Here is a 24,553-nt window from a genome sequence, read left to right on the forward strand (position 1 = left end):
TGTATTAAGATTATCATGTACTTTTTCGCGACACATTTCAAGTTATTCTTAATTAGAATTTCTTAATAAAAAACAAAGTTATCACTTGCTTTTTCGAACAAACGTTCTATAATATGAATATCGAACAAACGTTCTGGAAAAGGAGAGTGCTTATATTTATGCTAGAATTAAAGAAAACGACATTGCAGCAAATCACTCAGAGTATTCAAAAACAATTTTCTTCGTATAGAGAATTAGACTTCAGTAATTGCATCCAAATGCCTATTTTTCAACTTAACTACTTCATTAGCCAAGCAATTGAAAAACACAAAGTTATCAGCATTAATTATAAAGACGTTTATAACAATGAGTTTGTAGCCACTGGATTCATTTCAAGAAACAAAAATAATAAAAATATTTTTAAGATTGATAGTCTTGGTAGTAATTTATCACATCTCCTGAACATTAACCAAATAAAATACATCAAGTTAGCAAAAAACTAGATTATAAAAACCATTAGCAAGTTACTACCTCTGAACCTCAGGTAATACTTCACTAATGGTTTTTATTTTGTTGCTTAATACAACTCTAGATATTGATCGCGTTCCCATTGTGAAACTTCTTGACGATAAGCACCCCATTCGAGTTTCTTACCTTCGATAAAGTTTTGATACAAATGAGGTCCCATTGCTTTAGCAATTACTTCATCTTTTTCAAGTTCCTTAATTGCATTATGCAATGTTGATGGAAGATCAGAAATTCCATTTGCCTTACGTTCTTCTGCATCCATCACATAGATATTACGATCAATCGGCTTTGGAGCTTCAATCTTTTTACGTAATCCATCCAAACCAGCTTCAAGAATTGAAGCAATTGCCAAGTATGGGTTCGCACTTGGATCAACACTACGTAATTCAAGACGTGTTGACATTCCACGAGCAATTGGAACACGTACAAGTGGTGAACGGTTGCGACCGGACCAAGCTACATAAACGGGAGCTTCATATCCTGGCACTAATCGTTTGTAGGAATTAACAGTTGGGTTCGTTACCGCAGTAAAGTTACGTGCATGCGTTAATAAACCACCCAAGAAATAACGTGCCTCTTTTGATAATTGCATATCAGCATTTTCATCAAAGAATGCATTTCCTTCACTATTGAACAATGACATATTAATATGCATACCTGAACCATTAATACGATCAAGTGGTTTTGGCATAAATGTTGCGTGCAATCCATGTTTCCTTGCAACAGTTTTCACAACCAATTTAAATGTTTGAATGTTGTCACATGCTTGAAGTGCATCAGCATACTTAAAGTCGATTTCATGTTGTCCAGGAGCAACTTCATGATGAGAAGCTTCTATATCAAATCCCATATTTTCAAGTTCTAAGACAATATCACGACGGCAGTTTTCGCCTAAATCAACAGGAGCTAAATCGAAATAACTGCCCTTATCATTAAGATTCAGCGTTGGTTTGCCAGTTTCTGGATCAAGTTTGAATAAGAAAAATTCAGGTTCTGGTCCAATATTAAACTCTGTAAAGCCTAATTCTTTCATTTCATCAAGAACACGAATTAAGTTATTACGTGGATCACCAATGAATGGTGTACGATCAGCGTTGTAGACTTCACAAATGACACGAGCTACTTTGCCATGTTCACTTCCCCATGGGAAAATCATCCATGTTGATAAATCTGGATACAACCACATATCACTCTCTTCAATTCTAACAAAACCGTCAATTGAAGAACCATCAAACATTAATTTATCATCCAATAATTTCTCAAGTTGGCTAATCGGAACCTCAACATTTTTGATAACACCATATAAATCAGTGAACATTAAGCGTAAAAACTTAACATTTTCATCTTTAGCTATCTTACGGATATCGTCCTTTGTATAATTAGGCTTTACCATCATTAAATCGCTCCTTATTAAATTTTTAGAAGTTATTGTTATGTTTAAAAGAAGACTCATCTTGCTTGCTAAGTCCACTTACTGAAATAAATTCATCACGTAAAATTCGTCGCACATCAGTATCCGTCAGCGGTTTCTCAAGTTTCGCCTGTTTCTCAGCAAGTTTTCGTTCCTTCTCATCGTATATATGCTTAATACCAGCCATATTAATGCCTTCATCTAAGAAATCCTTAATCTCAAGTAAACGATCAATGTCATTCAAAGAATACATCCTACGATTACCCTCACTACGCTTAGGCATAACCAACTGTTGTTCTTCATAATAACGAATTTGACGCGCTGACAAATTTGTAAGTTTCATCACCGTGCCTATAGGTAACACGGCAAGCGACCGTCTGAGCTCCTTTTCTTTCATAACAACCCTCCTCTAAGTTACGCCCTTATGATAGCAAGGGGCTTCATTAATGTCAACGCCAAATGTTACATTTTCTTACATCTTTTTGTTTTCAAAGAAAGTTTCACTGACTGCATTACTAATCGCAATTTTTACATGCGAATAAGTTAATCCTCCTTGAATATACAAAGTAAATGGTGGTCTCAAAGGTCCATCGGATGACAGTTCAATTGTTGAACCTTCTGTAAAACTACCTGATGCCATTATTTCTTCATCCTCATATCCATCCATATAGCTAGGTACAGGATCTACAAAAGAATTTACGGGTGAATAATGCTGAATTGCCGCACAAAAAGAAATCATTGCCTCAGGATTTCCAAAATTAATTGTTTGTACTAAGTCTGTCCGTGGTTCGTTCCATTTAGGTGAAACATCAAGTTCCATTTTTTCCAGCAATGCACTTGCAAATATTGCACCTTTAATTGCATTAGCTGTCACATTTGGTGCCAAAAAAAAGCCCTGGAACATATCACGCATATGTCCAATAGTTGCTCCTTCATTTTTACCTGCCCCTGGAACATTCAACCTATTTCCAGCTTTTTTAATCAAGTCTTTTCTACCGACTATATAGGCCCCTGTCTTAGCAATTCCAGCCCCAGCATTTTTGAATAATGATCCTGCCATTAAGTCAGCTCCATATTCCGTTGGTTCATGTACTTCTGAAAATTCACCATAGCAGTTATCAACAAATATAATCATATCTGGTCTGATTCGTTTTACAAATTTAATCATTTTTTTTATTTTTGCAACAGTAAAACTTGCTCGATCTGAGTAACCACGTGAACGTTGAATAGCAACTACTTTAATATTTTCGTCGGCCTTCAATTTTTTTTCAACATCTTCATAGTCAACCTCACCGTTTTCAAGTAATGCTGAATAATTGAAATTAATACCAAAATCCTTCATTGTTCCTGGTTCATTCCCAACGATACCTACCACATGCTGAATTGTGTCATATGGCATTCCAGTCATATAAAATAACGTATCTGCTGGTCTAAGTACTCCAAAAAGTGCTGTTGTAATTGCATGTGTTCCAGAGATTAGCTGTGGTCTAACCATTGCATCTTCAGTGTTAAAGTAATCTGCATAAATTGCATCAAGCTTATCTCTGCCAACATCATCATAGCCATAACCTGTAGAACCAGCAAAATCTTCTTCTGCCACATGATGACTTTTAAAACTCTCGAGTACTCTCATCTGATTGTAGGTTGCTTGGTCATCAACTTCTTGTATCTTATGACTTATCTGCAGTTCAACCTCTTCAATTGTTTTTTGTAACTTTAATGGTAATTTAGACATCCATGCGCTCAAGTTCCATCTATCCTCTCTCTTTAAGCCACTCTATAACTGTTTTTTTTATTTTTACAACATCCGTTTCATTAGAAACCAAATCAAACCATGTCACATTCATTTTATTTCTAAACCATGTTAACTGTCTTTTAGCGTAGTGTCTTGAATTTTTCTTAATCTCCGCCACTCCATCTTCCAAAGAACCTTTACCATCAATAAAAGGGAACAGCTCCTTATAACCAATTCCTTTTCCTGCTTGGAATTTGGCTCCTCCTTCATAAAAAAGCCATCGTGCCTCATCTAATAATCCATCTTGCATCATCTGATCGACTCTTTGTTCAATTCTTTTGTACAAGACATTGCGTTCTGTATTTAAACCAATTACTAATGCATCAATTTCTTCATTTGGGCGATCAACTTGTTCTGAAAACTTATGTCCAGTCATTTCATAAACTTCAATAGCACGAATAATTCTTCTAACATTATTAAGAGGAATTTGTTTTGCTGCAAGTTCGTCAATACTATTTAGATACGCCCATAGAGCATTGTTCCCATTTTCTAGAGCAAATTTTTGATACTTAGCACGAATCTTACCATCACCTTTTACCTCATTTCCACCTAAATGATAACCATCAAGTAATGCCTGGAGGTAAAATCCTGTTCCACCTACTATTAATGGCAATTTATTTCTGTCATTAATTTCTTTAATTTTTCTTTGAGCATCACACACAAAGTCTGCAACCGTAAAATGCTGCTGAATTTCTCTAATATCTATTAAATGATGTGGAATTAACTTTCTTTCTTCCTCAGTAGCCTTAGCAGTACCAATGTCTAGGCCACGATAAACCTGCATAGAATCCCCCGAAATTATTTCAGCATCAAACATCTGAGCTAATTCCAAAGATAGCGCGGTTTTCCCAACGGCAGTAGGCCCAACTATAACTATAACTTTATAAGCCAAAGAAAATACTCCCTTCATTTTTTATTTTAAAGCAAATTAATCAATAAACTGGAATTTGAAGCAAAAATACTTCATAATAAACCTGTAACGATATTGAGGAGGTTTTTTTATTGAAGCAATTTAATACAGGATTTTTATTAGGGGTTGTCACAACAATTAGTGCCGCTGCAGGTTGTTTTTATGCTTTCAAGAAAAATGTTGTTGAACCAATTGAATTAAAAGAAGAACTTAATGATAAACATCGTCGTCGCACAATCCGTAAAATGCATTCTGCACATCAAGGATAATCTTTTAACTCTTCACGATAGTTTACTGTAAGTTTCTTAGAAATAATTAATTGCATTTGAGAAAAGGGCTGTGCCAAAACAGATGTTTTGTAGCAGCCCTTTTTCTTTTATCTATACCTGTCATTTTTTCAAGACAAATTCAAAAACTATTTTCTTTTTTTAATCTTGCCATCCCAGTGTTCAAAACCATTTTTTAATATAAAGATATCTTTATAACCATCCTTATGTAACTTGACAGCTATCCTTGTACTCAAGGACTTTCCTTGGTCATATAAGTAAACAGGCATATCCTTACGAATTGATTCCTTCATAATTTTGAATTGAGTATAAGGAACATTACGTGCCCCCATTACATGCCCTGCATCAAAATTGTCTTTATCGCGCAGATCAATAATTTGTCCAACATGCATTCCTTGCCTAAAATCCTTATTCTCAAGCAGAGTAGCTACCCGTCTTCCTTGATACCATAAATACAATTGATTTCCGATAATGTAAAGTAGAATTGCAATGGCGATAATATCAATTACAACCCATATTGAAACATTTAATAGCATAAACTATCATCCCCTTTTTTAATTCTCATCTTTTATTTGAAGCGCAGAGCAAGCGATGCAGCACCGATAACGCCAGCTTCATTCCCTAGCTGAGCTAATTTAAGTTGTGTAGTCTTTCTAACAGTTGGGAAGGCAAATTCTAAGAAATACTTCTCCACACGACTTAACAAAAATACACCTGCTGCTGAAACGCCACCACCAATAACAATAGATGAAGGATTCAGTAAATTGCCAATATTACCACAAGCTAGCCCAAGATAATAACTGACACGATCAACAACCATCTTTCCAAGTAGATCGTCTTCCTTGGCTAAATCAAATACAATCTTAGATGTGATTTCCTGACCATCGTCTAAAGCACGTTTTAATTTAGAATCTCCTGCAAATTCCTCAGCGAGATCACGTGCAACACGAACAACCCCGGTTGCAGAAGCATATGTCTCTAAACAACCATGATTACCACAAGTGCACAAATAACCATTTGGTTGGACAACCATATGTCCAATTTCGCCTGCTGCTCCAAGCCCATGGAGTAACTTTCCATTAGAAACTAAACCGCCACCAACTCCAGTTCCTAATGTAACAAAAGCAACTTCCTGATCATTTTCACCAGCACCCTTCCACTGCTCACCAAGGGCAGCTACATTAGCATCGTTGTCAATTGCAAATGGAATTTTCGTCTCTTCTTCAATAACTTTTTTTACTTCTTGCAAGTTTTTCCAATTAAGATTATAGGCACCTGTAACCGTACCAGCTTCTAAATCGACAGTTCCTGGTGAACCCATGCCAATACCAAGAAATTGCTCCGTCTCCATCCCATACAACTTTATATGATGATTGATAGATTCAACTATATCTGGAACGATGTGTGCTCCATCATCAAGAATATTAGTCTCAAAACTCCATTTTTGTTGAATTTCACCTTTTTCAGTCAAAATTGCAAATTTGATTGTTGTGCCACCTAAATCAATACCAATCAATTTTTTATCCATTAAAATTTCCTCCCAAAAATGACATCTAGTTATTTTCTTCAACCTTATGTTCGCGCGTTAAAACAAGCTTAGCACTTAAAAAAGTTTGTTTATCAATAACTCCAGCTCGATAGAGGTTATCAAGTTCAAGTGCCATTAACTCAATATCCCATAGTCGCTTACCCACATAAACAAAAACTCCAAATTTTTTTAATAATTGTTGTACGTCGTAAAGTGTTTTCAAAAAAACATCTCCAATTGATTATAATAGAAAACTTTAATTTTTAAAACCCAAAGTAAACATCATAATACCAAGAAATATCAATGCTAAAATACTGACTATTTTTTTAGGAAGTGGTACACTGCCGACATATGGCACACCCACAGAATACCCCATTAAAAAACCACCAATAAGTCCACCAATGTGACCTGCTAAATCAACACCACCGTAAAATCCAAAACCGATATTCAATACAACCAATAATAAAAACTGTTTTGCCATTACACGAATATATGGATTACTACCGAAGGATTCTCCCATCATTAAAAATACCCCAAAAAGCCCAAACAATGCAGTACTTGCACCTGCCGATACAGCATTGGGGTTAAATGCAAAGCTCGCAAGATTTCCAATAAGCCCACTTACTAGATAGACAGCCAAAAATCTGATTCGACCTAAAATATTCTCAAGTTGAATTCCGACAAAATACAAAGTTATCATATTCACAATAATATGTTCAAATCCAATATGCAGAAACATTGGTGCAATTAAACGCCACCACTGTCCTTCCACAATAAGTGCGTTAACTTTTGCACCAAATTCAACTAGTACTCCTAAATTCTCACTACCACCCGCTAAAGTCATTAATATAAAGACAATTACGTTCATTCCCAAAAGTGTATAGGTAACCACTGGTTTCTTTACCACCATAAATCATCCTCACAATGTCAATATTTTTTTTATCAAAACATCAGTTTCTTCAAGCGGCCAAACAGCTTTCTCAAAGAACCGATTTTTTTCAGCAAGACTAATAGTTTCCCCCTCATAATCTGCTAAAAATCGATCAAAATATCCACCACCAAATCCAAGACGTTCTCCCCTTGAAGAAAAAGCTAGACCTGGGACAATAATTAAGTCAATTTTATTTTTGTTGACTTCTTTACTTGATTTTTCAGGTTCTAATATTCCAAAACTATTCTTAATAATTCTCGTTGTTGGCGTCAACAACTTAAAATTCATCTTTCTTTGCGGCAAGGTGAGTGGAATACAAATCTTTTTACCTTGCAACCATGCTTGCGAGATAATTGGCTTAGTATCAATTTCAGGTGGCAACCCAAGAGTTATCCCAATTACATTAGCTTCATTCCACTCAAATGAATTAAAAAGCTTTTTATAAAGAAGCAATTCATCTAGTTCTTTGCTCCATTCGTTCTTCTCTTTTTCGAATACTGCTAGTTGTTTTTTTCGAAAGATCTTTTTTTCTCTGCTCATTTCTAACTAGGCACCCCCCAATAGATTCTATGCTAAGAATTTCAAAGAGCGTAGCATAACAAAAAACAACAGGAAAAAGTTCCTGTTGTTATTTTGTTTCGCGATGTAATGTTACCTTATTGTCACGTGGACAGAACTTATTCAATTCCAAGCGATCTGGGTTATTACGCTTATTCTTACTTGATAGATATGTCCTCTCATGACATTCAGTACATTCCATTGTAATGTGTACACGCATATTCTAAACCTCCAAACTACGACTTCATTTCAAAAAAGGCAATCGAGCCTCTAACGTAAATATGATACCATCTTTTGTACAAACACGCTAGTATTTTTTCGAAAAATGTTAAGGAAATTACCTTGACAGTCTAATCTGTGGTATAGCCATCACTAGATTGTACATCTTTCCAATAAGCTTCATAGATTTCATGCATTGATAGCATATTGATTGAATCTTCTTCAGACATTCCAGGAAAGGCAATCGCTATCACAACCTGTGGGTTTTTAGCAGGTGCATATGAAACACCACTCAAAGTAGTTGTTTCATTTGTTCCATAAAATGTTTGCGCAGTCCCGGTTTTAGCAACAACCTGTGGATTCAAATCTGCGAGTTTTGTACCAGTTCGCATTGAGTTAGAACCATGAACTACATCCCAAAAACCAGTCTTTACAATATTCCATTCAGAACTCGTCGCACTTACAACATTTAAGATATTCGGAGTAAATTGGTACTTAGTCTTCCCTAAAGTTCCATCTTTGTTTGTACCTCGGATAGCTTGTAAAATGTGTGGCTGCAAACGATATCCTCCATTTGCAACAGTCGACATGTATTGTGCTAACTGAATTGTAGTGTATGAATCATAGTTACCAAATGACAAGTCAAGAGCTTTACCTATATCACTCTGGGTTGAAGGTCCTTCATATCCAGAGGCTTCCCCTGGAATATCAACACCAGTCTTCACTCCTAATCCAAATTGATTAAAATACCCTCTAAGTTTGCTGAATATTGAAGTCGACATATTCAATGAAGCATTCTCCTGATAGTTGAAGCCAGCTTCACGCATTGCCACCTGCATCATATACGAGTTTGAAGAAATTTCCAATGCTTCAGAGGCTGTTAATTGCATATTGTTACTTCCTGAAGAATTAAACCATGAAGATTTGCTAGGTGTATCTTTTAACTTAATTGGCTGATCAGTAAAGGTATTGCTCGTAGGTGTAATTGCACCTGACATTAAGCCACCCATTACTGTTGCCCCTTTAACAACTGACCCCATAACAAACGACTGATTAATTGTCCCAAGTGCATTCTCAGAAACCTTACCAGTTTTAATATTGCGATTTACACCAGCTAGACCATAGATTGCCCCTGTATTAGGATTCATTATTACAGCGTAAGCTCCAGCAAGATAAGGATTACTTTCTTCAACACTCTTAACAGCACTTTCCATAATATCTTGAACATCTTGCTGGAATTTTTCATTAATTGTTAAAACAACATTATCACCTTTTTTACCACCATAGGTCTTAATTTCTTTAGTAATTTTATTATTTTGTGTTTCAAGTGTTGTAACAGAATTAGTTCCCTTCAATACATTCTCATACTGAGATTCAATATAACTTGAGCCAACACTATCATCTCTTGCATATCCTTCTGCTAAAAGTTCACTTAATTGATCGCTTGGAAGACCTTGCTTTTTGCTAGTAACAGTTCCAATAACACTTTTAACAGAGCTTCCATTAGGATAACTTCTAGACCAACTTGTACCAATCTTTACACCTGGCATTTGGGAAAGATTTTCTCCAACTTCTGCCATTTCGCTATCACTAACATCCTCATACTTTAAATATACAGTTGAAAGTGAATAAGCTCCGCTCATCTTTGAATAGACAATTGCAGCCTGTTTTTGTTTGCTAGTGAGGTTAGCAGTTAATTTATGCTTCTTTACATAAGCAACCTCTGCTTTATAGGTCGCTGTCCCGCTTAAACTTGAAAATTTGGTTATTTGTTTTTTTAATTTATTATTAACTGCTTTAAGATTTTGTTCATTGCCAAGATAATAATCTGATTTCATTGATGATGTTAACGTTGAAGTATCTATCTTGACATATTTAACAAGTGCATTAGCGATCTGATACATCTGCTTTGAAGTAACAGATAATGGTTTAGTATATGTAATCGCTCGTGAGGAACTATTTGATACCAATACTTTCCCCGTTGAATCATAAATCATTCCACGTTGAACACTTCCTGTTTCAGTTTGTGTATCAGTACTGCTGATTTCAGATTCAAATTTGTTTCCATTAACAATTTGAAGATATGCTAATTGCCAAATTAGAGCAGCAAATAGCAAAAAAACAATTACAAAAAGAAAATTCAGCCTAAAAGGTGTCTGTGATTTCTTTGCTTGCTTTTTTTTACTTGTTTTTCTAAGAAACTTCAATTTTTTTCCCTCACAATAAATAATTAATTAGCCCTTTTCAAATGCCGGACCGCCCTATAATAGCTTACTCAATAATGTTACCATAAATTAACCCTGATACTTTATTAATTGTCTAAACTTTAATAAAAACTACATGCTTTTTTCAACTTTGACTTTAACTCTGTATTATAATTAGAGATGTTACATAAATTATTATTAGGAGTCTAGCATGAAAATAAGATTAGCACATTTCGCTCGAAGTCACTATCCTTTATTACTTAGCTTTTTTTTACCTATTTTTTTAATGGGTGGTTACTTTATCTCACAGGAAATGTTTCCTTTTGGTAAAAGCAGCCTTTTAACCGTTGACTTAGGACAACAATACATTGATTTCTTCTCATACTTCAGAAGGACACTTTTATCCAATCCAAGTGGATTCTTTTATTCATTCTCAAAAGAAGTCGGCGGTAACATGATTGGTGAATGGGCATATTACCTTATGAGTCCATTCAATTTGTTTTTATTGTTATTTCCAGAAAAAAATCTGGCAGCTGGTGTCATGTTGATCACGCTTTTAAAATACGGCTGTGCAGGTTTATCATTTGGCTATTTTCTTAAAAAAATGCGCACACAATCGGGATTAACGATCGTCGCTTTTGCAACATCTTATGCAATGATGGGATGGTTTGTTGCTAATCAATTAAATTTGTTATGGTTAGATGCAACAATTTTTCTACCCCTAATCGTTTTGCAACTTCACAGATTTTTATCTGGTAAACGAAGTTGGCCATATATTGTTTTATTAGCCATTATGCTAATTGACAATTACTATATGGCTTATATGATTTGCTTATTTCTAATCTTATATTTCATTTGGTTTGTATTCTCAACCAAGCGAAATTTAAAGCAGATTTTCTCATTAAGTATTCACTTCGTTGTTAACTCACTTGTTGCCGTCGCACTCTCAATGATTGTTCTATTACCCACGATTTCTTCTCTACTATCAAGTAAAGGACAATACACTCAAAATTCTGTAAGTTTTAAATTTGAATATAATGCTCTAAAAATGCTTTCTAAATTTATTATTGGTTCTTTTAACTTCCAACAAATGCCTTCAGGCTACCCAAATCTCTTTATTGGTTCAATTTTCGTGATAGGCTTTATTCTATATTTTATTGACTCCAAAATCAGTCTACGAGAACGAATTTTAGCATTTTTGATTAGCATTTTCTTGGTATTATCTTTATGTTTCGAACCTCTTGATTTGTTATGGCATGGTTGGCAATTCCCAGTCTGGTATCCATATCGTTTTTCTTATATTATCAGCTTCTGGATGTTTCTTTTAGCAAGCAGGACTCTCAAAAACTTTGTAGCAATCCGTCCTTGGAAAATCTGGCTTAGTTTTCTTCTTTATGCCGGTATAATTGCATATTCCTTTATAGATGCAAAGAAGTTCTCATATGTGACTAATGAAACTTTGATTTTTACAAGTGTTTTTGCAGCTCTTTCTCTTATAGTTCTAGCTACAGCTCTAAATTCCAAATATAATAAAATAAAAATTTTCTTACTATTTTTAATTAGTGTTGTTGAAATATCAATGAATGCTTATATCTCACTAGGTAATTTGAGTTACCTCACACAAAAAGACTATGCGACACCCACAAAGGCACTTATAAAAGATAGTAATTATTTAAATAATCTCAAAGATAGTGCTTTTCGTACCGGTCAAACATACAGTCGTACAAAAAATGATGGCCTTGCCAATAACCTAAATACCGGTTCATACTTTAGCTCAGCTCTTGAAAAAAGTATTCCAGATTTTTATGGTATGATTGGTAATCCCGATGGTGACAATTACGTTACTTACTCAAACGGAACAATTATTAGTGATGCGTTCTTGAATATGAAATATTTCATTACACCAATTGACAGCTCATTGCTAAAAAATGGACAACCTCTTTCATCTTTAGCTGAAAAGCCAGATTTGTCTCGCTACAAAGCAGTTAAACAAAATAAATTAACACAGATTTATAAAAATAATAATGCTTTAGGATATGCTTATCTTGCTAGTAATCAATTAAAAAACTTGCAAGTATTCTATGACAATCCAATTGAATATCAAACTGAGTGGTTAAATAAGACACTTGGCAATAAAAATACCAAGTACTTTGAATCACAAAACTTCAATGAAGTTGTCTTTCAAAATATTGAACAATCAACTAAATTGACGAATACTGTTTTTAAGAAGAAAGACTTTGCAAAATCTGCCCAAATAGTCTTCAAATTTACGCCTACAACAAATGATTCTTATTACCTGACACTTGGCTCAGCTTTTGATTCAGACAATGTATCATTATACTTGAATAATCAACAGCTAAAACAATACGGAACTTTCAGGCACACCGTTGTAGTTAATATTGCCAATCATTCAAAAGGTCAAGAAATTGTCTTAACCGCTCATTTTAAAAAGTCGTCATTGTGGCTCAATAACTTTGTTCTTTACAGAATGAATAATAGTTTGGTTCAAAATAAGATTACAAGCATCAAAAAACACTCTGTTAATTTAAAACAAGTTTCATCACGGAAACTATCCGGAACATATAATGCTACCTCTAATCATCTTTTAGCTACTACGATACCGTATAGCTCTGGGTGGACAGTTCGTGTAGATGGCAAAAAAGTTCCTACTTTTAAAATTCAAAACACATTTCTAGCAGCAAATGTGGCTAAAGGAAAGCACTCAATCACACTAACCTTCACGCCTCCTTTATTCTTGGTAGGTACCGTAATTACATTAATTGGAATAATTATGCTATCATTCATAATTATTTTGGAACGCAGAAAAAAGAGGTGAACATGGCACTAGACATGCACTAGACAGAAATCAATAAAATTTAAATCGGTTAACGTTAAATAAAGAGTTTTGATCTATGAGAAACAAATGTAACTAGAATAAATGTGTTTCATAAGTCAAAACTTTCCGCTTAACTTCTCGTTATTCGTAGAAGAGCACTCGCGATATTCGTAATTTCGTGTTAGTACTCAAACTTTTCACGACTTTGTACTGCCTTAAAAAAGTTGGACATGTTTGTTTTAATTATTAGTTAGATACTGTTTACGATATTCGACTGGAGTTAATCCGTGACGCTTAAGTGAAATTCGCTGGTTATTATACCAAGCAACATAATGTTCCACTAATGTACTTAGTTCACTGAGCGAAGTAACCTTAATGCGCCTTAAACATTCACGTTTAAGCATACTGAAAAAGCTCTCAACTGGGGCATTGTCTAAACAATTTCCCTTACGAGACATGCTTTGAATGAAATGATGATGTCTTAGTTTAGCTTGATAATTGGTCATTTGATATTGCCACCCTTGATCAGAGTGTAGAATTGGTTTAGTGGTTGCGGGAATTTTTTTAATGACTGTTTCAAGGGTTTGATCGATCAAAACACGATTGGGTGTTGAACTAACTTTAGCGGCTAAAACTTCATTACTAGCCTCATCAATAACTGTCGAAATATAACCCCATTTTCCACACGTAAGTTTAAACTGACTGACGTCAGTATGCAAAACAGTATATGGTTTATGGGCCTTGAATTGTTGCTTGAGCAAGTTAGGTACCACCTGTCCAACATGACCATGATATGAGTTGTACCGACCAGAATGTTTTGAAAAAAGAGTAACTTTCAGACCCATAGAAAACATAATTTTACGAACAGTTTCTAGACAAAGTTTAACATGATGCTGTTTTAAAACAAATCTCATGCGACGATAACCATAAGTTTGATGAGAGCGGGCAAATTCTTGCCGAATAATTTGTTTAACCTGACGATATTTATCAGGCCGGTTTAGACAAGCTAAATGATAGTAATACGTCGAACGCGCAAGTCCCGCAACTTTTAAGAGCGTAATAAAGGGATAATCACGCCGCAATTCGTTAATTGTTTTAACTTTTAGTGCTGTTTTTTGTTTCGAATTACGGCATCCAATTTTTTTAGATAAACATTCTCAATTTTAGTATAGGAAAGTTCCTGTTCTAAATGTCTGATTTGTTTTTGTTGTCTCTCTATTAACTGTTGTTCGGTCTTTTTCTTGGATGTTTCTTTCTTTTTCTTAACCATCTTGGGTCGTCCTATCTTAGATGAAATTACGGCTTTAATTCCAAATTGCCGCATTAATTTAAGCCAATTATAAACGACTGTGTGGCTGATATTAAAGTGGATGGCTGTTTTTTGAATACTGGTAGAATGGTTCAAGTAATATGTAATAACCGCTACCTTGAAATCATTAGAATAGTGCCGGCGTTTAAGCTGTTTAAGTCCGGTAGGACCAAAAGCTTTATAACGCGACACCCAAATTACTAATGGAGTATCACTCGGCATCTTATATTTCAGACACAGTGTGTGGAGTGAATTTTCACCATTTAAATATTCTTTAACTACTTTCAACTTAAAGCTGTAGGTATAATTACGTGTCAAAAAAGCACCTCCAAAACTTGATTTACATGTCCAAGTTTTGTAAGGCACTTCACTTATGTCATTCTCCCAATTTTTCATCTATTCAATAAAGACTATTGATCCATTAAACTGTTGAAATAATCAACATCTTTTTGATAACCAACAACTAGTAGACTATCTCCTAGAATCAGTGCATCACTTGGTGCGGGGGAAATGTCTATTTTTTTGTCGTGTCTGATTGCAATTACGTTAAGTGCGTATTTCTTTCTAAATTCAAGTGAAGCTAAAGATGCCCCAACAAAAGAATTTTTTGTAATCTTAATCTCAGCAACTTTGATATCAGAAGATAGGTCAAGGTAATCTAACATATTTCTTGAAAGAAGATTCTTACCAATTCTTGTTCCCATATCTCTTTCAGGATGAACAACTTTATCTGCTCCCAACTTTACCAAAACACGTGCATGATACTCGTTTTGCGCCTTGGCAGTAATATACTTAACACCCAATTCTTTAACCATCAATGTGACCAGAATACTTGCTTGGATGTCTTCACCAATCGCTATTACGACATGATCAAAGTTTCGAATACCAATTGATTTGAGCGTACTTTCATCTTGTGCATCCGCAATAATTGCTTGAGTTGCAATATCTTTAAAAGCATTTATTCGTGCCTCGTCTTTGTCAATCACCAATACTTCAGCACCAGCGTTTATCAAAGTCTGACAAACACTTGAACCAAATCTTCCTAGCCCAATCACCGCAAAAGTTTGTTTAATCATTCTGTTGAAGTCCCTCCTTAACAAAAAAGAGCTACGACACAAAAGTAATTTGTCAGAGCTCCTTTTCAACATTAATTTCATCATACCTGCTAAATGTTAAATCAATTAAATTAATAATTCATCAAACTTAAAATATCATAATCCTTAATTTTGTCACGTCCATTTAAAGCGTCTAGTTCAATAATGAACGCACAGCCAACAACAATCCCACCTAGTTGTTCAACTAAATCAATTGTCGCTCCAATTGTTCCACCAGTTGCCAATAAGTCATCAGTAACCAACACCCGTTGTCCTGGTCTAACCGCATCTTTATGCATGTACAGAGCAGATGTCCCATATTCAAGCGCATATTTTGCTTCAACCGTTTCACGAGGCAACTTTCCCTTTTTACGTGCGGGCGCAAAACCAACCCCTAGTTCATAGGCTACAGGGCATCCAACAATAAAGCCTCGTGCTTCAGGGCCAACAATCATCTCAACCTTCTTATCATGGGCAAATTGAACTATTCGTGCCGTAGCTTGCTTATAAGCTTCTCCATCTGCCATCAGAGGTGAGATATCCCGAAAAACAATTCCCTTTTCAGGATAATCAGGGATGCTTGCGATATACTTCGTCAAATCTAGTGCCATTCTATAAACGCTCCTTTAATTAAACTGTTATGAACTGGGAAATAATTTTCTCAAATTCTACAGTTTTACTCGTCAATAAGACATTTTCTGCTTCAAGCAATCGTTGTCTTGCACGATAACTAGGAGCATCCTTCAAATTAATTCTTCTGCTTGAAGATGATCCAGCCATTAATCCATTGTCTATTTTAACAAATCCAACTTCAAAAAACACCTGTAACATAAAAATCAGCAAATCTTTTTTTATTTTCAAATAATCTGCTAGTTTGTTCAAATCATTTTTTAAATCAATATTTTTGTGTGAAACTGCAAAACGATAAACTTTTCCAAGTTCTTCTTTGGTTGGCATCCCCGTGAGAAGTATCGGCTTGTACGGATAAAGAATAGTTGTTATCTCTTCAAATTCAACTTTATTTAATAAAGTACTAAAGCTTTCCAAATTTGGTGGACAATCCACAATAATTAAATTGTTGACCTTTGCTTGTTCAGGCAACTTATCCAGCCCTACAATTATTCTTGCATCGCGCTTAAAATAATTTGCCAACTTCCGATAGACCGTTGCATCAAAGAAAAAGAATTCACCATCTGTTCGTAGCAAATTTGGAGTTAACTTACTGTGTCTTAAGTCATTAACTCTAATCTTAGTTGTTTCCGCAATATCTAGGCAAAAGTCCTTAATCATTATTTGCAGTTTTGTTTGTCCTCTCCACACATTAGTGCTCAGCTCTCCAACAAATTCTATTTCATCTGCATTATTAACAAGTTGTTGCCCATTCTCACCAATTGAAAATGCAATTGCATCAATTGCTTCCTGTCTACCTTTTAAAGTCATTTTAAAATGATTCTTATCTTGCCCCATCAAAATTGACTTTTGAACTTTATAATTTGAAAAGGAAAAAATGGGCTTAGGGTTAGCCACTCCAAATGGTGCTAATTGTTTTATTTCTTCAAAAAAATCAAGACTGAGATCATCTATCTCAATAGTTTGCTCAACTTCTAATGGTGTTTTCTTATCTAAATCCAGCTGCTGGTTTTTTGCTTCAACATCTAGTACTCTTTGTAATTCAACCACTTTTGATTTTTCCAAAGCCAAACCACATGCCATATGATGTCCGCCAAAACTAATTAAAAGATCACGATGAACATTAATTGCATCAAAAAGTTGGAAAGATTCAATCGATCTCCCCGAACCTTTCACCGTTTCCCCATCTTCACTAACACTTAACACAAGTGATGGTTTTCCCGTTCTTTCAACTAAGTGACTAGCAACAATCCCTAAGACACCTTCATGCCAATTTTCACCAGCAACAACATTGATTAAATGCTTATTGGGATTTTCTTCAGCTAACTTCTGAAGTGCCTGTTCTGTAATAGTCGTCACTAATTCTTTGCGTTTAGCATTCAACTCTTCAACTTTATCTGCCAGTTGCTTTGCCCTGTCATCATCAAGTGTAGTTAATAATTCTACCCCAGTATTTCCATTTTGAATTCTTCCTAGTGAATTTAAGCGTGGAGCAAGTGCAAAGCCGATCGTTTCTTCACTAATATCAGCAACGTTGATTTTTGCATTATCTAACAAAGTTAACAATCCCAAACGTTGTGTGTTTCTAAGCGCAATAATTCCAAACTTAACAAGTGCGCGGTTTTCACCAAGTAACGGCATTAAATCAGCAACTGTCCCAATTGCAACTAAATCAAGTAGCTCTTGTGGAATATCTTCCAACAATGCTGAAGCAACTTTAAAAGCAACCCCAACACCTGCTAAATCTGGACAAGGATATTTTTTATTAGGATGTCGTGGATGAACAATTGCAGCTGCTTCAGGTAACTTGTCAGGCAATTCATGATGGTCGGTTATCACAACATCGACACCTTTACTTTGTGCGTATGCAACCTCCTCATATCCACTAACTCCGTTATCGACCGTAATAATTAGTTCTGTTCCAGCACTAATCAACTTTTTATACACATCTATATTTGGTCCATATCCATCAACGAAACGATCAGGTATGTAATAGTTTACACTGGCACCCAGTTGTTCAAGTGTTTCGTACATCACTGCTGTACTTGTTAAACCATCTGCATCATAGTCACCATAAACTGTAATCATTTGATTATTCATTACAGCATTTTGGATTCGTTCTACAGCTTTATCCATATCATGCAAAAGATAGGGGTCACAAATATTATCTTCACTTGGATTTAGAAATTTGTTAGCCGCATCAGAGTTTGAGATATTTCTCTTAACTAACAACCGTGCTAGCAGTTTTGAAATTCCCATTTGTTTTTGCAATTTTAATTCTTTTTCTTCCAATGCCGTAGACTCGAACTTCCATTCGTAGTGCTTGTCGAACAAAAAAATCAACTCCTACTAAGTTTTACTTCAAATTCAAATCATTAGTTCGATTATTATTGATTTTGCGCTGATATTTCGCCCTGACTTCAGTCAACTTTTTCTGGTAATCATCTTCAAGTTGCTTCTTAATTTGTTCTTCATTATCATTTTTCTTTTTCAATTCTCGTCTTAAACTAACAATTGTTACTGTTGACACTAAAACAGCCACTAAAGCACCTAACAACAATGAAACTACTAAAATTAAGACTAATGGCAAACTAAACTTACCAAACAGAAAATTCAGTTCAACTTTTTGTGTATTCAGCAACGCAAAAATCACTACGACTAATGCTATCAAAAGTGCCACAATCATTCTCCACTGATTTTTCATACTCAACGCTCCCTTTTATTAATCCTATTTCTTGTTAAACAAATCCCCCGCTAAATAATCCCCAATTCTTGGAAATAATTCATAAAAGCGATGAGCTATTTCAAAAGAAAAAGGTACCGTAAGCTCCCTTTTGCTGGTTCCAATTGTACTAACTACTTTTTGCGCAATGTCTTCTGGTTGTTGAACTAAAAAACCAACTCTACTTAGATAGCTTCCCGTTTTATCAGCTATCTCAAAAAACTCAGTATCAATTGGTCCTGGATTAACAGTCAACACAGAAATTCCCAGAGGCTTTAATTCGAGCCTTAGTGCATTTGAATACCCCAGCACTGCAAATTTAGTTGCTGAATACACGGCCGATTTTGGTGTTGCAATCTTACCGGCTACAGAGGCCACATTAATAATGGCACCTCTTTTACGTTTTGCCATCTTAAGCGCAGTATACTTTGATAGGTACATCAATCCCAATACATTAACTCTGAACATCTTTTCAGCCGTCTTCATTTCAAAATTAAGAACATCTTCCATTAATCCAAAACCTGCATTATTTACAAGGACATCAATCGGCCCCAGTTCGTCTTCGATATTTTTGACTAAATGCTCAATTTGCAGTGGATCTTCAACATCTAGCTGTTTTGCAACCGATATTCGTCCTGATAATTTCTGACATTCTCTCGTGACTACCTCAAGTCTGTCTAATCTTCGGGCACAAGCTACTACAATCGCACCCTTTCTCGCTAATTCATATGCTATCTGTTCCCCTAGTCCAGAAGATGCTCCTGTTACAACAACAATCCGATTATGCAGATCCTTTAGTTGTTTATAATTCTTCATTCTTTCCCTCCTATTTATGAGAAAATGGAACCATGTAGGTATCAAAATCATTAGCCAATTTTGTATTTTCAAAAACTTTATGTGCATCTTTTTCAAGTTGTAATGCCTTTACACCGACATATCTAGCAGATATATGCGTGAGAAAAAGTTGTTTTACTTCAGCTTGCTTAGCAATTTTAGCAGCTTGCATATTAGTTGAATGATGATAGTTAAATGCGAGTTGAGCTTCATCTCTACCGAAAGTACTTTCATGAATAAGTACGTCTGCATTTTGTGCTAACCCCAAAATTGATGGTGCCTGCCTTGTATCGCCAAGAATAGTAACGATTCTTCCTCTTTTTTTCTCTCCAAGGTAGTCCTGCCCATCAATAACTCTACCATCAGGCAACTCTACTTTTTCACCCGCTTTTAACCTTCCATAAATTGGTCCTGCAGGTATATGTTCCTCTTTCAGCCGCTCAACCTGTAATTCTCCTGCATAGTCATTTTCAACAACTCGGTAACCAAAACACTCTATTCGATGATCCAAGCGATCTACATATACTCTAAACTGTGCTTCGTTTACAAGTAATCCTGTTTTTTCAATCTCAATATACTTTATTTTGTAAGTTAACTTAGTTTGCGAAACACGTAGACTAAGCTGTACGAAATCTTTAACTCCTTTTGGCCCATAAATAATCAAAGTTCCCATTTGTTGGGCACCTTGGAAAGAACGACTACTTAAAAAGCCTGGTAATCCAAAGAGATGATCTCCATGAAGATGTGTGATAAAAATTCTAGTCACCTTTCGAGGTCTAATTGAGGTTTTCAATATTTGATGCTGTGTTCCTTCACCGACATCAAACAACCAAACTTCATTTATCTCTTCCAACAATTTTAGCGCTATACTAGTTACATTACGTGACTTTGCGGGTGAACCCGCACCAGTTCCTAAAAATTCAATTTCCATATATAATTCCAATCTATCAAGCACATATAAACGGCTTAAAGTATAATAATATCTTACATCATTTTAACATCAAAATAAAAGCTGTCACTATATTTAATTACAAAATATAATTAAACAGATGTCTTAAAAAACAAAATTCATTTCATGAAAAGAGGAAGAATATGTATTTAAAAGACTTTTCAACCCTAGTATTTGGACTCAATCCTAGTTATCAGCTATATTTTCAAAACAACAATTCTTTAATTCCAATTACACAGTTTTTAAAGAATGATCAGGCTACAATTTTGCTAACAAATTCTGCTTCAGGTACTGCAATGAGCTTACAATCCTTTTTCAAATTGTCAAATCAATTTGCTTCACCAAACACAGAAATCTTAATTAACTATAATTCCCAAGACTTCAAAGTTTTTGGATATCGTATATCAGAAAACAGATTGTTAATAAATGGTAAATTACGTCTTGTAGAATAAAAAAACGAGGCTGTCACAAATTATTAATTTGTTGGCATTCCTCATAATTAATTATCTTTCTAACCAAAAAAGGCTACATTAATATCTTTTTTAAGCATTTTATTTTTCTTCTAATACTTCTTTTGCAATAAAATTACTATAATAATTCAGACCGTATTCGTTCGGATGAACATTATCGTCATAGAACCAGTTAGTGTGATTATTACTATAATCATACCAATCTATTACATGCAAATTAGAATATGTTTTAGTTGCAGCATTCAGTGAGTCATTAACTTGACCTTGCCATCTTCTAGTCGGAACATGCGTATTTATCCAATAAACTCTGCGATTGCCGATTGCACCCATGATTTGATAGAGTTCTTCATCGTTAAATGGTCCATTAGTTCCCAAACTCAACAAAACAGTATTATCTAATTGACCTTTTTGTGCAAGTTCATTCAAGATTCCAATTGCATCTCTTGGCTGTCTTCCGACTTTTGCATCAATATACATTTGCTGAAAAATAGACTTTAACTTAACCGACCCATCAGCCAATACTGAATCACCAATTGCTGTAATTCTCATAGTTGCAGCTTGCTGTTGTTGCTGTGGTGTCAATTCAACTGGTTGTGAACTTGATTTTGCCTGCGAAGAGCTCGTTGAATTGCTTGCACTTTCTTGTGAAGAAGATGTAGAGCCTGAATTTTGTGCTCCCTTGTCTTGTAATTTTTTATTGCTCTTTGTAACTTCTTTTTGATTCTTCTTTATCACGTTCTCCAATTGCTTATCTTCCTGATTACTTTGTAACTTAGGTTGGAAAACTGCGCCTGTCATCGTTAATGCAATTAAGATAATTGCACCTACAATCCATAATCTACGCCAACCATAACGAGACTTTCTTTTAAGAAGTTCTGCTATTACCTCCCTTGTCCTTGAATAATCAAAGTGTTGGAGTGGTAATTCAATATAACAATAAGATAAGTGACTGATTATCAAAATCAAACAAATCTCAATAAAAAAATGAATCCACGGATGTGCTGCCATATTTGAAATATGCGACTCATAAAAAATCATTACCGGATATTGATAAAGATATATTCCATAACTTCTCTTGCCTAACCAAGTAAAAATCGGATTAGTTAATAATTTATTCATATCAGCACCTGGGTGAGCAACAGTTGCTATCAGAAGCATTGAAATTAAGGAAAAGAAGAACATCCCCCCATGGTATGTCAAATCACTTTCACCAGACATTGAGAAGAACATCAAAATAATTATAATTAAACTAGCTATTCCTATACAATCTAAAATTATTCTTGATTTTTTCTGAAGATTATTTTTCAATCCTTTACTTGGCCAGATAACTGCCAAACTAGTTCCCAATAAGATCGAAAACATCCTTGTATCAGTTCCAAAGTATATTCTTGAGGAATCTTGACCATCTTTATACAATAATGCCATCGCTAATGCTGAAAAGAATGCCACTATAAAAATAACATCAAAAATAGGTTGTTTTTTTCGCAAAATTACCCATAAAACTGTTAGTATAATTGGCCAAAAAAGATAAAATTGACCTTCAATCGACAATGACCAGAGATGTGTAAAAGGTGACTGTACTGCTCCAAAACGATCAAAGTACGATTGTCCCTGTTTAACTTGCACCCAGTTATAAACATAAATCAAGTTGCCAATTATTACATTTCGGATGCCAGTCAACAAACTTCTTTGAAATAAAGTTATATATGCACTCGTAGCAACAATCATTGTCACCAATCCTGGATATAGTCGCTTCATTCTTTTCTTATAGAAGGAAAACAGATTAACTTTTCCATTTTTTTGAATCTCTTCATTCAAAATATCTGTAATAAGATATCCAGATAACACAAAAAAAATTGGGACCCCCAAAAAGCCACCCTGAACATCATATGGTACAAGGTGATATAAAATAACTCCGATAACTGCAATTGCTCTGATGCCATCAAAGCCTGTAATATAACGTCTTTTTTTACTACTCGTATTCATTTTTCCAACCCCAAAATACAAAAAACTTCTACCGTTTATTCAACAAATTCAAATGTAAACTTATCAATCCTAACCAAATCACCTTGTTTAGCACCTTTTGCTCTCAGTGCATCATCAACACCCATTCCCCTTAATTGACGGGCAAAGCGCATAATACTTTCATCATGTTCAAAATCAGTCATTTTAAATAACTTATCTAATTCGACACCGCTTAATACCCATGTTGCATCTGGATCTCTTGTGATTTCAAAAGGATATTTTTCTGACTCTTCAAACTTATAAACAACTCCATTTTCAAGCTGCTCTTGGCGTTTTCTATCTGCCAATGTTGGAAATACAGGTGTCTTTTCAAGTAAATCAGCGGCTTTTGCCATCAACTCCTTAACACCCGTATGTGTTACTGCAGAGATTTCAACAACCTCTGGGACAGTTTTGAGCATTGTATCCTTCTTAATCTTTGCAATGAATTCTGGCAAATTTTCCTTTGAATCTGGTAAATCCATCTTACTTGCTACTACAATTTGTGGTCGCTCAAGTAGCGTTTCATCGTATGACACCAATTCTTGATTGATTTTAACAAAATCATCATATGGATCTCGCCCATCTGTACCACTTAAATCAACCAAATGCAGGATTACTCTTGTCCGTTCAATATGTCTCAAAAATTGAATTCCAAGTCCGACTCCTTGCGAAGCACCCTCAATTAATCCTGGCAAATCAGCCATGACGAAGTCTCTGCCATCATCTAATCTGACCATTCCTAAGTTAGGTACAAGTGTTGTAAAATGATAAGCAGCTATCTTAGGTTTAGCACTCGTAACGGTTGCTAACAATGTTGATTTTCCAACTGAAGGGAAACCAACCAGTCCAATATCTGCTAGAACTTTTAATTCTAGTCGCAAGATTCGTTCAACACCTGGTTCACCATTTTCCGAAATTTCTGGTGCTGGGTTCTTTGCACTCGCAAAATGAATATTTCCACGACCACCACGACCACCTTTTGCAACAACTAGCTCATCGCCATTGTGCAGTAAATCACCTAAAATTTCACCTGTTTCATCATCAGTTACTGTAGTCCCTTCAGGTACAAAAACATAAGAATCGCTTGCTCCACGACCATACATTCCTTTATTCATACCTTTTTCACCATTTTTAGCCTTAAAATGGCGATGGTAACGGAAATCCATCAATGTCCGTAATCCTTCATCGACTTTTAAAACTATACTTCCACCTTTACCACCGTCGCCGCCAGCGGGCCCCCCGTTAGGAACAAACTTTTCACGACGAAATGCGACTATCCCATCTCCGCCATTTCCAGCTTTTACGTTAATCTTGACTTGATCGACAAACATTATTTGTTCACCCTTCTTTCC

At 35.2% G+C, this 24,553-nt stretch carries 25 protein-coding genes; 4 read left to right on the forward strand and 21 right to left on the reverse strand.

Translation table 11 applies throughout. The annotated features are described in order from the left end of the window. Positions 1-158 precede the first annotated feature (158 nt). Positions 159-482, forward strand: a complete 324-nt coding sequence (locus G6O70_RS09765; RefSeq protein ID WP_057869057.1) for a hypothetical protein — start codon at positions 159-161, stop codon at positions 480-482. A 74-nt stretch (positions 483-556) separates the two neighbouring features. Here the strand turns inward: G6O70_RS09765 and glnA are convergent, their stop codons facing one another. The 4 genes from glnA to miaA form a co-directional block, all read right to left on the reverse strand. Then, a complete protein-coding gene (glnA, locus tag G6O70_RS09770; RefSeq protein WP_057869073.1) occupies positions 557-1,900 on the reverse strand; it encodes a type I glutamate--ammonia ligase in 1,344 nt (447 codons plus the stop codon). Between the two features lie 25 nt (positions 1,901-1,925). After that, positions 1,926-2,315: a MerR family transcriptional regulator gene (locus tag G6O70_RS09775; RefSeq protein ID WP_057869058.1), complete on the reverse strand. Its 390-nt coding sequence runs from the start codon at positions 2,313-2,315 to the stop codon at positions 1,926-1,928. Between the two features lie 75 nt (positions 2,316-2,390). Then, positions 2,391-3,653 carry a methionine gamma-lyase family protein gene (locus tag G6O70_RS09780; protein WP_057869074.1) on the reverse strand — a complete coding sequence of 421 codons (1,263 nt, stop codon included), beginning with the start codon at positions 3,651-3,653 and terminating at the stop codon, positions 2,391-2,393. 19 nt (positions 3,654-3,672) lie between these two features. Beyond that, positions 3,673-4,605, reverse strand: a complete 933-nt coding sequence (gene miaA, locus G6O70_RS09785) for a tRNA (adenosine(37)-N6)-dimethylallyltransferase MiaA (protein ID WP_083481882.1) — start codon at positions 4,603-4,605, stop codon at positions 3,673-3,675. Positions 4,606-4,715: 110 nt separating this feature from the next. Between miaA and G6O70_RS09790 the strand changes: the two genes are divergently transcribed. Beyond that, positions 4,716-4,892 carry a DUF3042 family protein gene (locus tag G6O70_RS09790; protein ID WP_083481883.1) on the forward strand — a complete coding sequence of 59 codons (177 nt, stop codon included), beginning with the start codon at positions 4,716-4,718 and terminating at the stop codon, positions 4,890-4,892. 146 nt (positions 4,893-5,038) lie between these two features. Here the strand turns inward: G6O70_RS09790 and G6O70_RS09795 are convergent, their stop codons facing one another. The 7 genes from G6O70_RS09795 to G6O70_RS09825 all read right to left on the reverse strand — a co-directional run bounded on the left by G6O70_RS09795 (position 5,039) and on the right by G6O70_RS09825 (position 10,353). Then, entirely contained in the window at positions 5,039-5,446 is a 408-nt protein-coding gene (locus G6O70_RS09795; protein WP_057869060.1) for a rhodanese-like domain-containing protein, read from the reverse strand. Between the two features lie 32 nt (positions 5,447-5,478). Beyond that, positions 5,479-6,438 carry an ROK family glucokinase gene (locus tag G6O70_RS09800; RefSeq protein WP_057869061.1) on the reverse strand — a complete coding sequence of 320 codons (960 nt, stop codon included), beginning with the start codon at positions 6,436-6,438 and terminating at the stop codon, positions 5,479-5,481. A 25-nt stretch (positions 6,439-6,463) separates the two neighbouring features. Continuing rightward, the gene (locus tag G6O70_RS09805) at positions 6,464-6,661 is read right to left on the reverse strand and encodes a YqgQ family protein (RefSeq protein WP_057869062.1); all 198 of its coding nucleotides are present in this window, start codon (positions 6,659-6,661) and stop codon (positions 6,464-6,466) included. A 33-nt stretch (positions 6,662-6,694) separates the two neighbouring features. Further along, positions 6,695-7,348 carry a rhomboid family intramembrane serine protease gene (locus G6O70_RS09810; protein WP_057869063.1) on the reverse strand — a complete coding sequence of 218 codons (654 nt, stop codon included), beginning with the start codon at positions 7,346-7,348 and terminating at the stop codon, positions 6,695-6,697. Positions 7,349-7,357: 9 nt separating this feature from the next. Beyond that, a complete protein-coding gene (locus tag G6O70_RS09815) occupies positions 7,358-7,909 on the reverse strand; it encodes a 5-formyltetrahydrofolate cyclo-ligase (RefSeq protein WP_057869064.1) in 552 nt (183 codons plus the stop codon). Positions 7,910-7,997: 88 nt separating this feature from the next. After that, positions 7,998-8,147 (reverse strand): 50S ribosomal protein L33, encoded by a 150-nt coding sequence (gene rpmG / locus G6O70_RS09820; RefSeq protein WP_003690623.1) that lies wholly within the window; start codon positions 8,145-8,147, stop codon positions 7,998-8,000. A 130-nt stretch (positions 8,148-8,277) separates the two neighbouring features. Then, the gene (locus G6O70_RS09825; protein WP_057869065.1) at positions 8,278-10,353 is read right to left on the reverse strand and encodes a peptidoglycan D,D-transpeptidase FtsI family protein; all 2,076 of its coding nucleotides are present in this window, start codon (positions 10,351-10,353) and stop codon (positions 8,278-8,280) included. Positions 10,354-10,561: 208 nt separating this feature from the next. Between G6O70_RS09825 and G6O70_RS09830 the strand changes: the two genes are divergently transcribed. Next, a complete protein-coding gene (locus G6O70_RS09830) occupies positions 10,562-13,186 on the forward strand; it encodes a YfhO family protein (RefSeq protein WP_057869066.1) in 2,625 nt (874 codons plus the stop codon). Between the two features lie 239 nt (positions 13,187-13,425). Here the strand turns inward: G6O70_RS09830 and G6O70_RS09835 are convergent, their stop codons facing one another. From G6O70_RS09835 to rnz, 8 genes are all read right to left on the reverse strand, one after another. Continuing rightward, positions 13,426-14,268 (reverse strand): IS3 family transposase, encoded by an 843-nt coding sequence (locus G6O70_RS09835; RefSeq protein ID WP_219934266.1) that lies wholly within the window; start codon positions 14,266-14,268, stop codon positions 13,426-13,428. 20 nt (positions 14,269-14,288) lie between these two features. Then, positions 14,289-14,813, reverse strand: a complete 525-nt coding sequence (locus tag G6O70_RS09840) for a helix-turn-helix domain-containing protein (protein ID WP_219934272.1) — start codon at positions 14,811-14,813, stop codon at positions 14,289-14,291. Between the two features lie 92 nt (positions 14,814-14,905). Then, positions 14,906-15,568 (reverse strand): potassium channel family protein, encoded by a 663-nt coding sequence (locus tag G6O70_RS09845; protein WP_181387818.1) that lies wholly within the window; start codon positions 15,566-15,568, stop codon positions 14,906-14,908. A 113-nt stretch (positions 15,569-15,681) separates the two neighbouring features. Then, positions 15,682-16,200 (reverse strand): adenine phosphoribosyltransferase, encoded by a 519-nt coding sequence (locus tag G6O70_RS09850; RefSeq protein ID WP_057870145.1) that lies wholly within the window; start codon positions 16,198-16,200, stop codon positions 15,682-15,684. Between the two features lie 19 nt (positions 16,201-16,219). After that, the gene (gene recJ / locus G6O70_RS09855; protein ID WP_057870144.1) at positions 16,220-18,553 is read right to left on the reverse strand and encodes a single-stranded-DNA-specific exonuclease RecJ; all 2,334 of its coding nucleotides are present in this window, start codon (positions 18,551-18,553) and stop codon (positions 16,220-16,222) included. Between the two features lie 22 nt (positions 18,554-18,575). Continuing rightward, a complete protein-coding gene (locus G6O70_RS09860; RefSeq protein WP_057870143.1) occupies positions 18,576-18,923 on the reverse strand; it encodes a lipopolysaccharide assembly protein LapA domain-containing protein in 348 nt (115 codons plus the stop codon). A gap of 24 nt (positions 18,924-18,947) precedes the next feature. Further along, entirely contained in the window at positions 18,948-19,757 is an 810-nt protein-coding gene (locus tag G6O70_RS09865; protein WP_057870142.1) for an SDR family NAD(P)-dependent oxidoreductase, read from the reverse strand. A gap of 10 nt (positions 19,758-19,767) precedes the next feature. Further along, positions 19,768-20,706, reverse strand: coding sequence for a ribonuclease Z (gene rnz / locus G6O70_RS09870; protein ID WP_057870141.1), 939 nt, complete (start codon positions 20,704-20,706; stop codon positions 19,768-19,770). A gap of 161 nt (positions 20,707-20,867) precedes the next feature. Here rnz and G6O70_RS09875 point away from each other — a divergent pair, with 161 nt between their 5' ends. Then, positions 20,868-21,176 (forward strand): hypothetical protein, encoded by a 309-nt coding sequence (locus tag G6O70_RS09875; protein ID WP_057870140.1) that lies wholly within the window; start codon positions 20,868-20,870, stop codon positions 21,174-21,176. A 99-nt stretch (positions 21,177-21,275) separates the two neighbouring features. Here the strand turns inward: G6O70_RS09875 and G6O70_RS09880 are convergent, their stop codons facing one another. Both G6O70_RS09880 and obgE read right to left on the reverse strand, forming a co-directional pair. Next, positions 21,276-23,180: an acyltransferase family protein gene (locus G6O70_RS09880; protein ID WP_057870139.1), complete on the reverse strand. Its 1,905-nt coding sequence runs from the start codon at positions 23,178-23,180 to the stop codon at positions 21,276-21,278. Between the two features lie 35 nt (positions 23,181-23,215). Further along, entirely contained in the window at positions 23,216-24,532 is a 1,317-nt protein-coding gene (gene obgE, locus G6O70_RS09885) for a GTPase ObgE (protein WP_057870138.1), read from the reverse strand. Positions 24,533-24,553: the final 21 nt, after the last annotated feature.

Origin of the sequence: Liquorilactobacillus hordei DSM 19519 (assembly GCF_019443985.1) — a bacterium.
GTDB lineage: Bacteria > Bacillota > Bacilli > Lactobacillales > Lactobacillaceae > Liquorilactobacillus > Liquorilactobacillus hordei.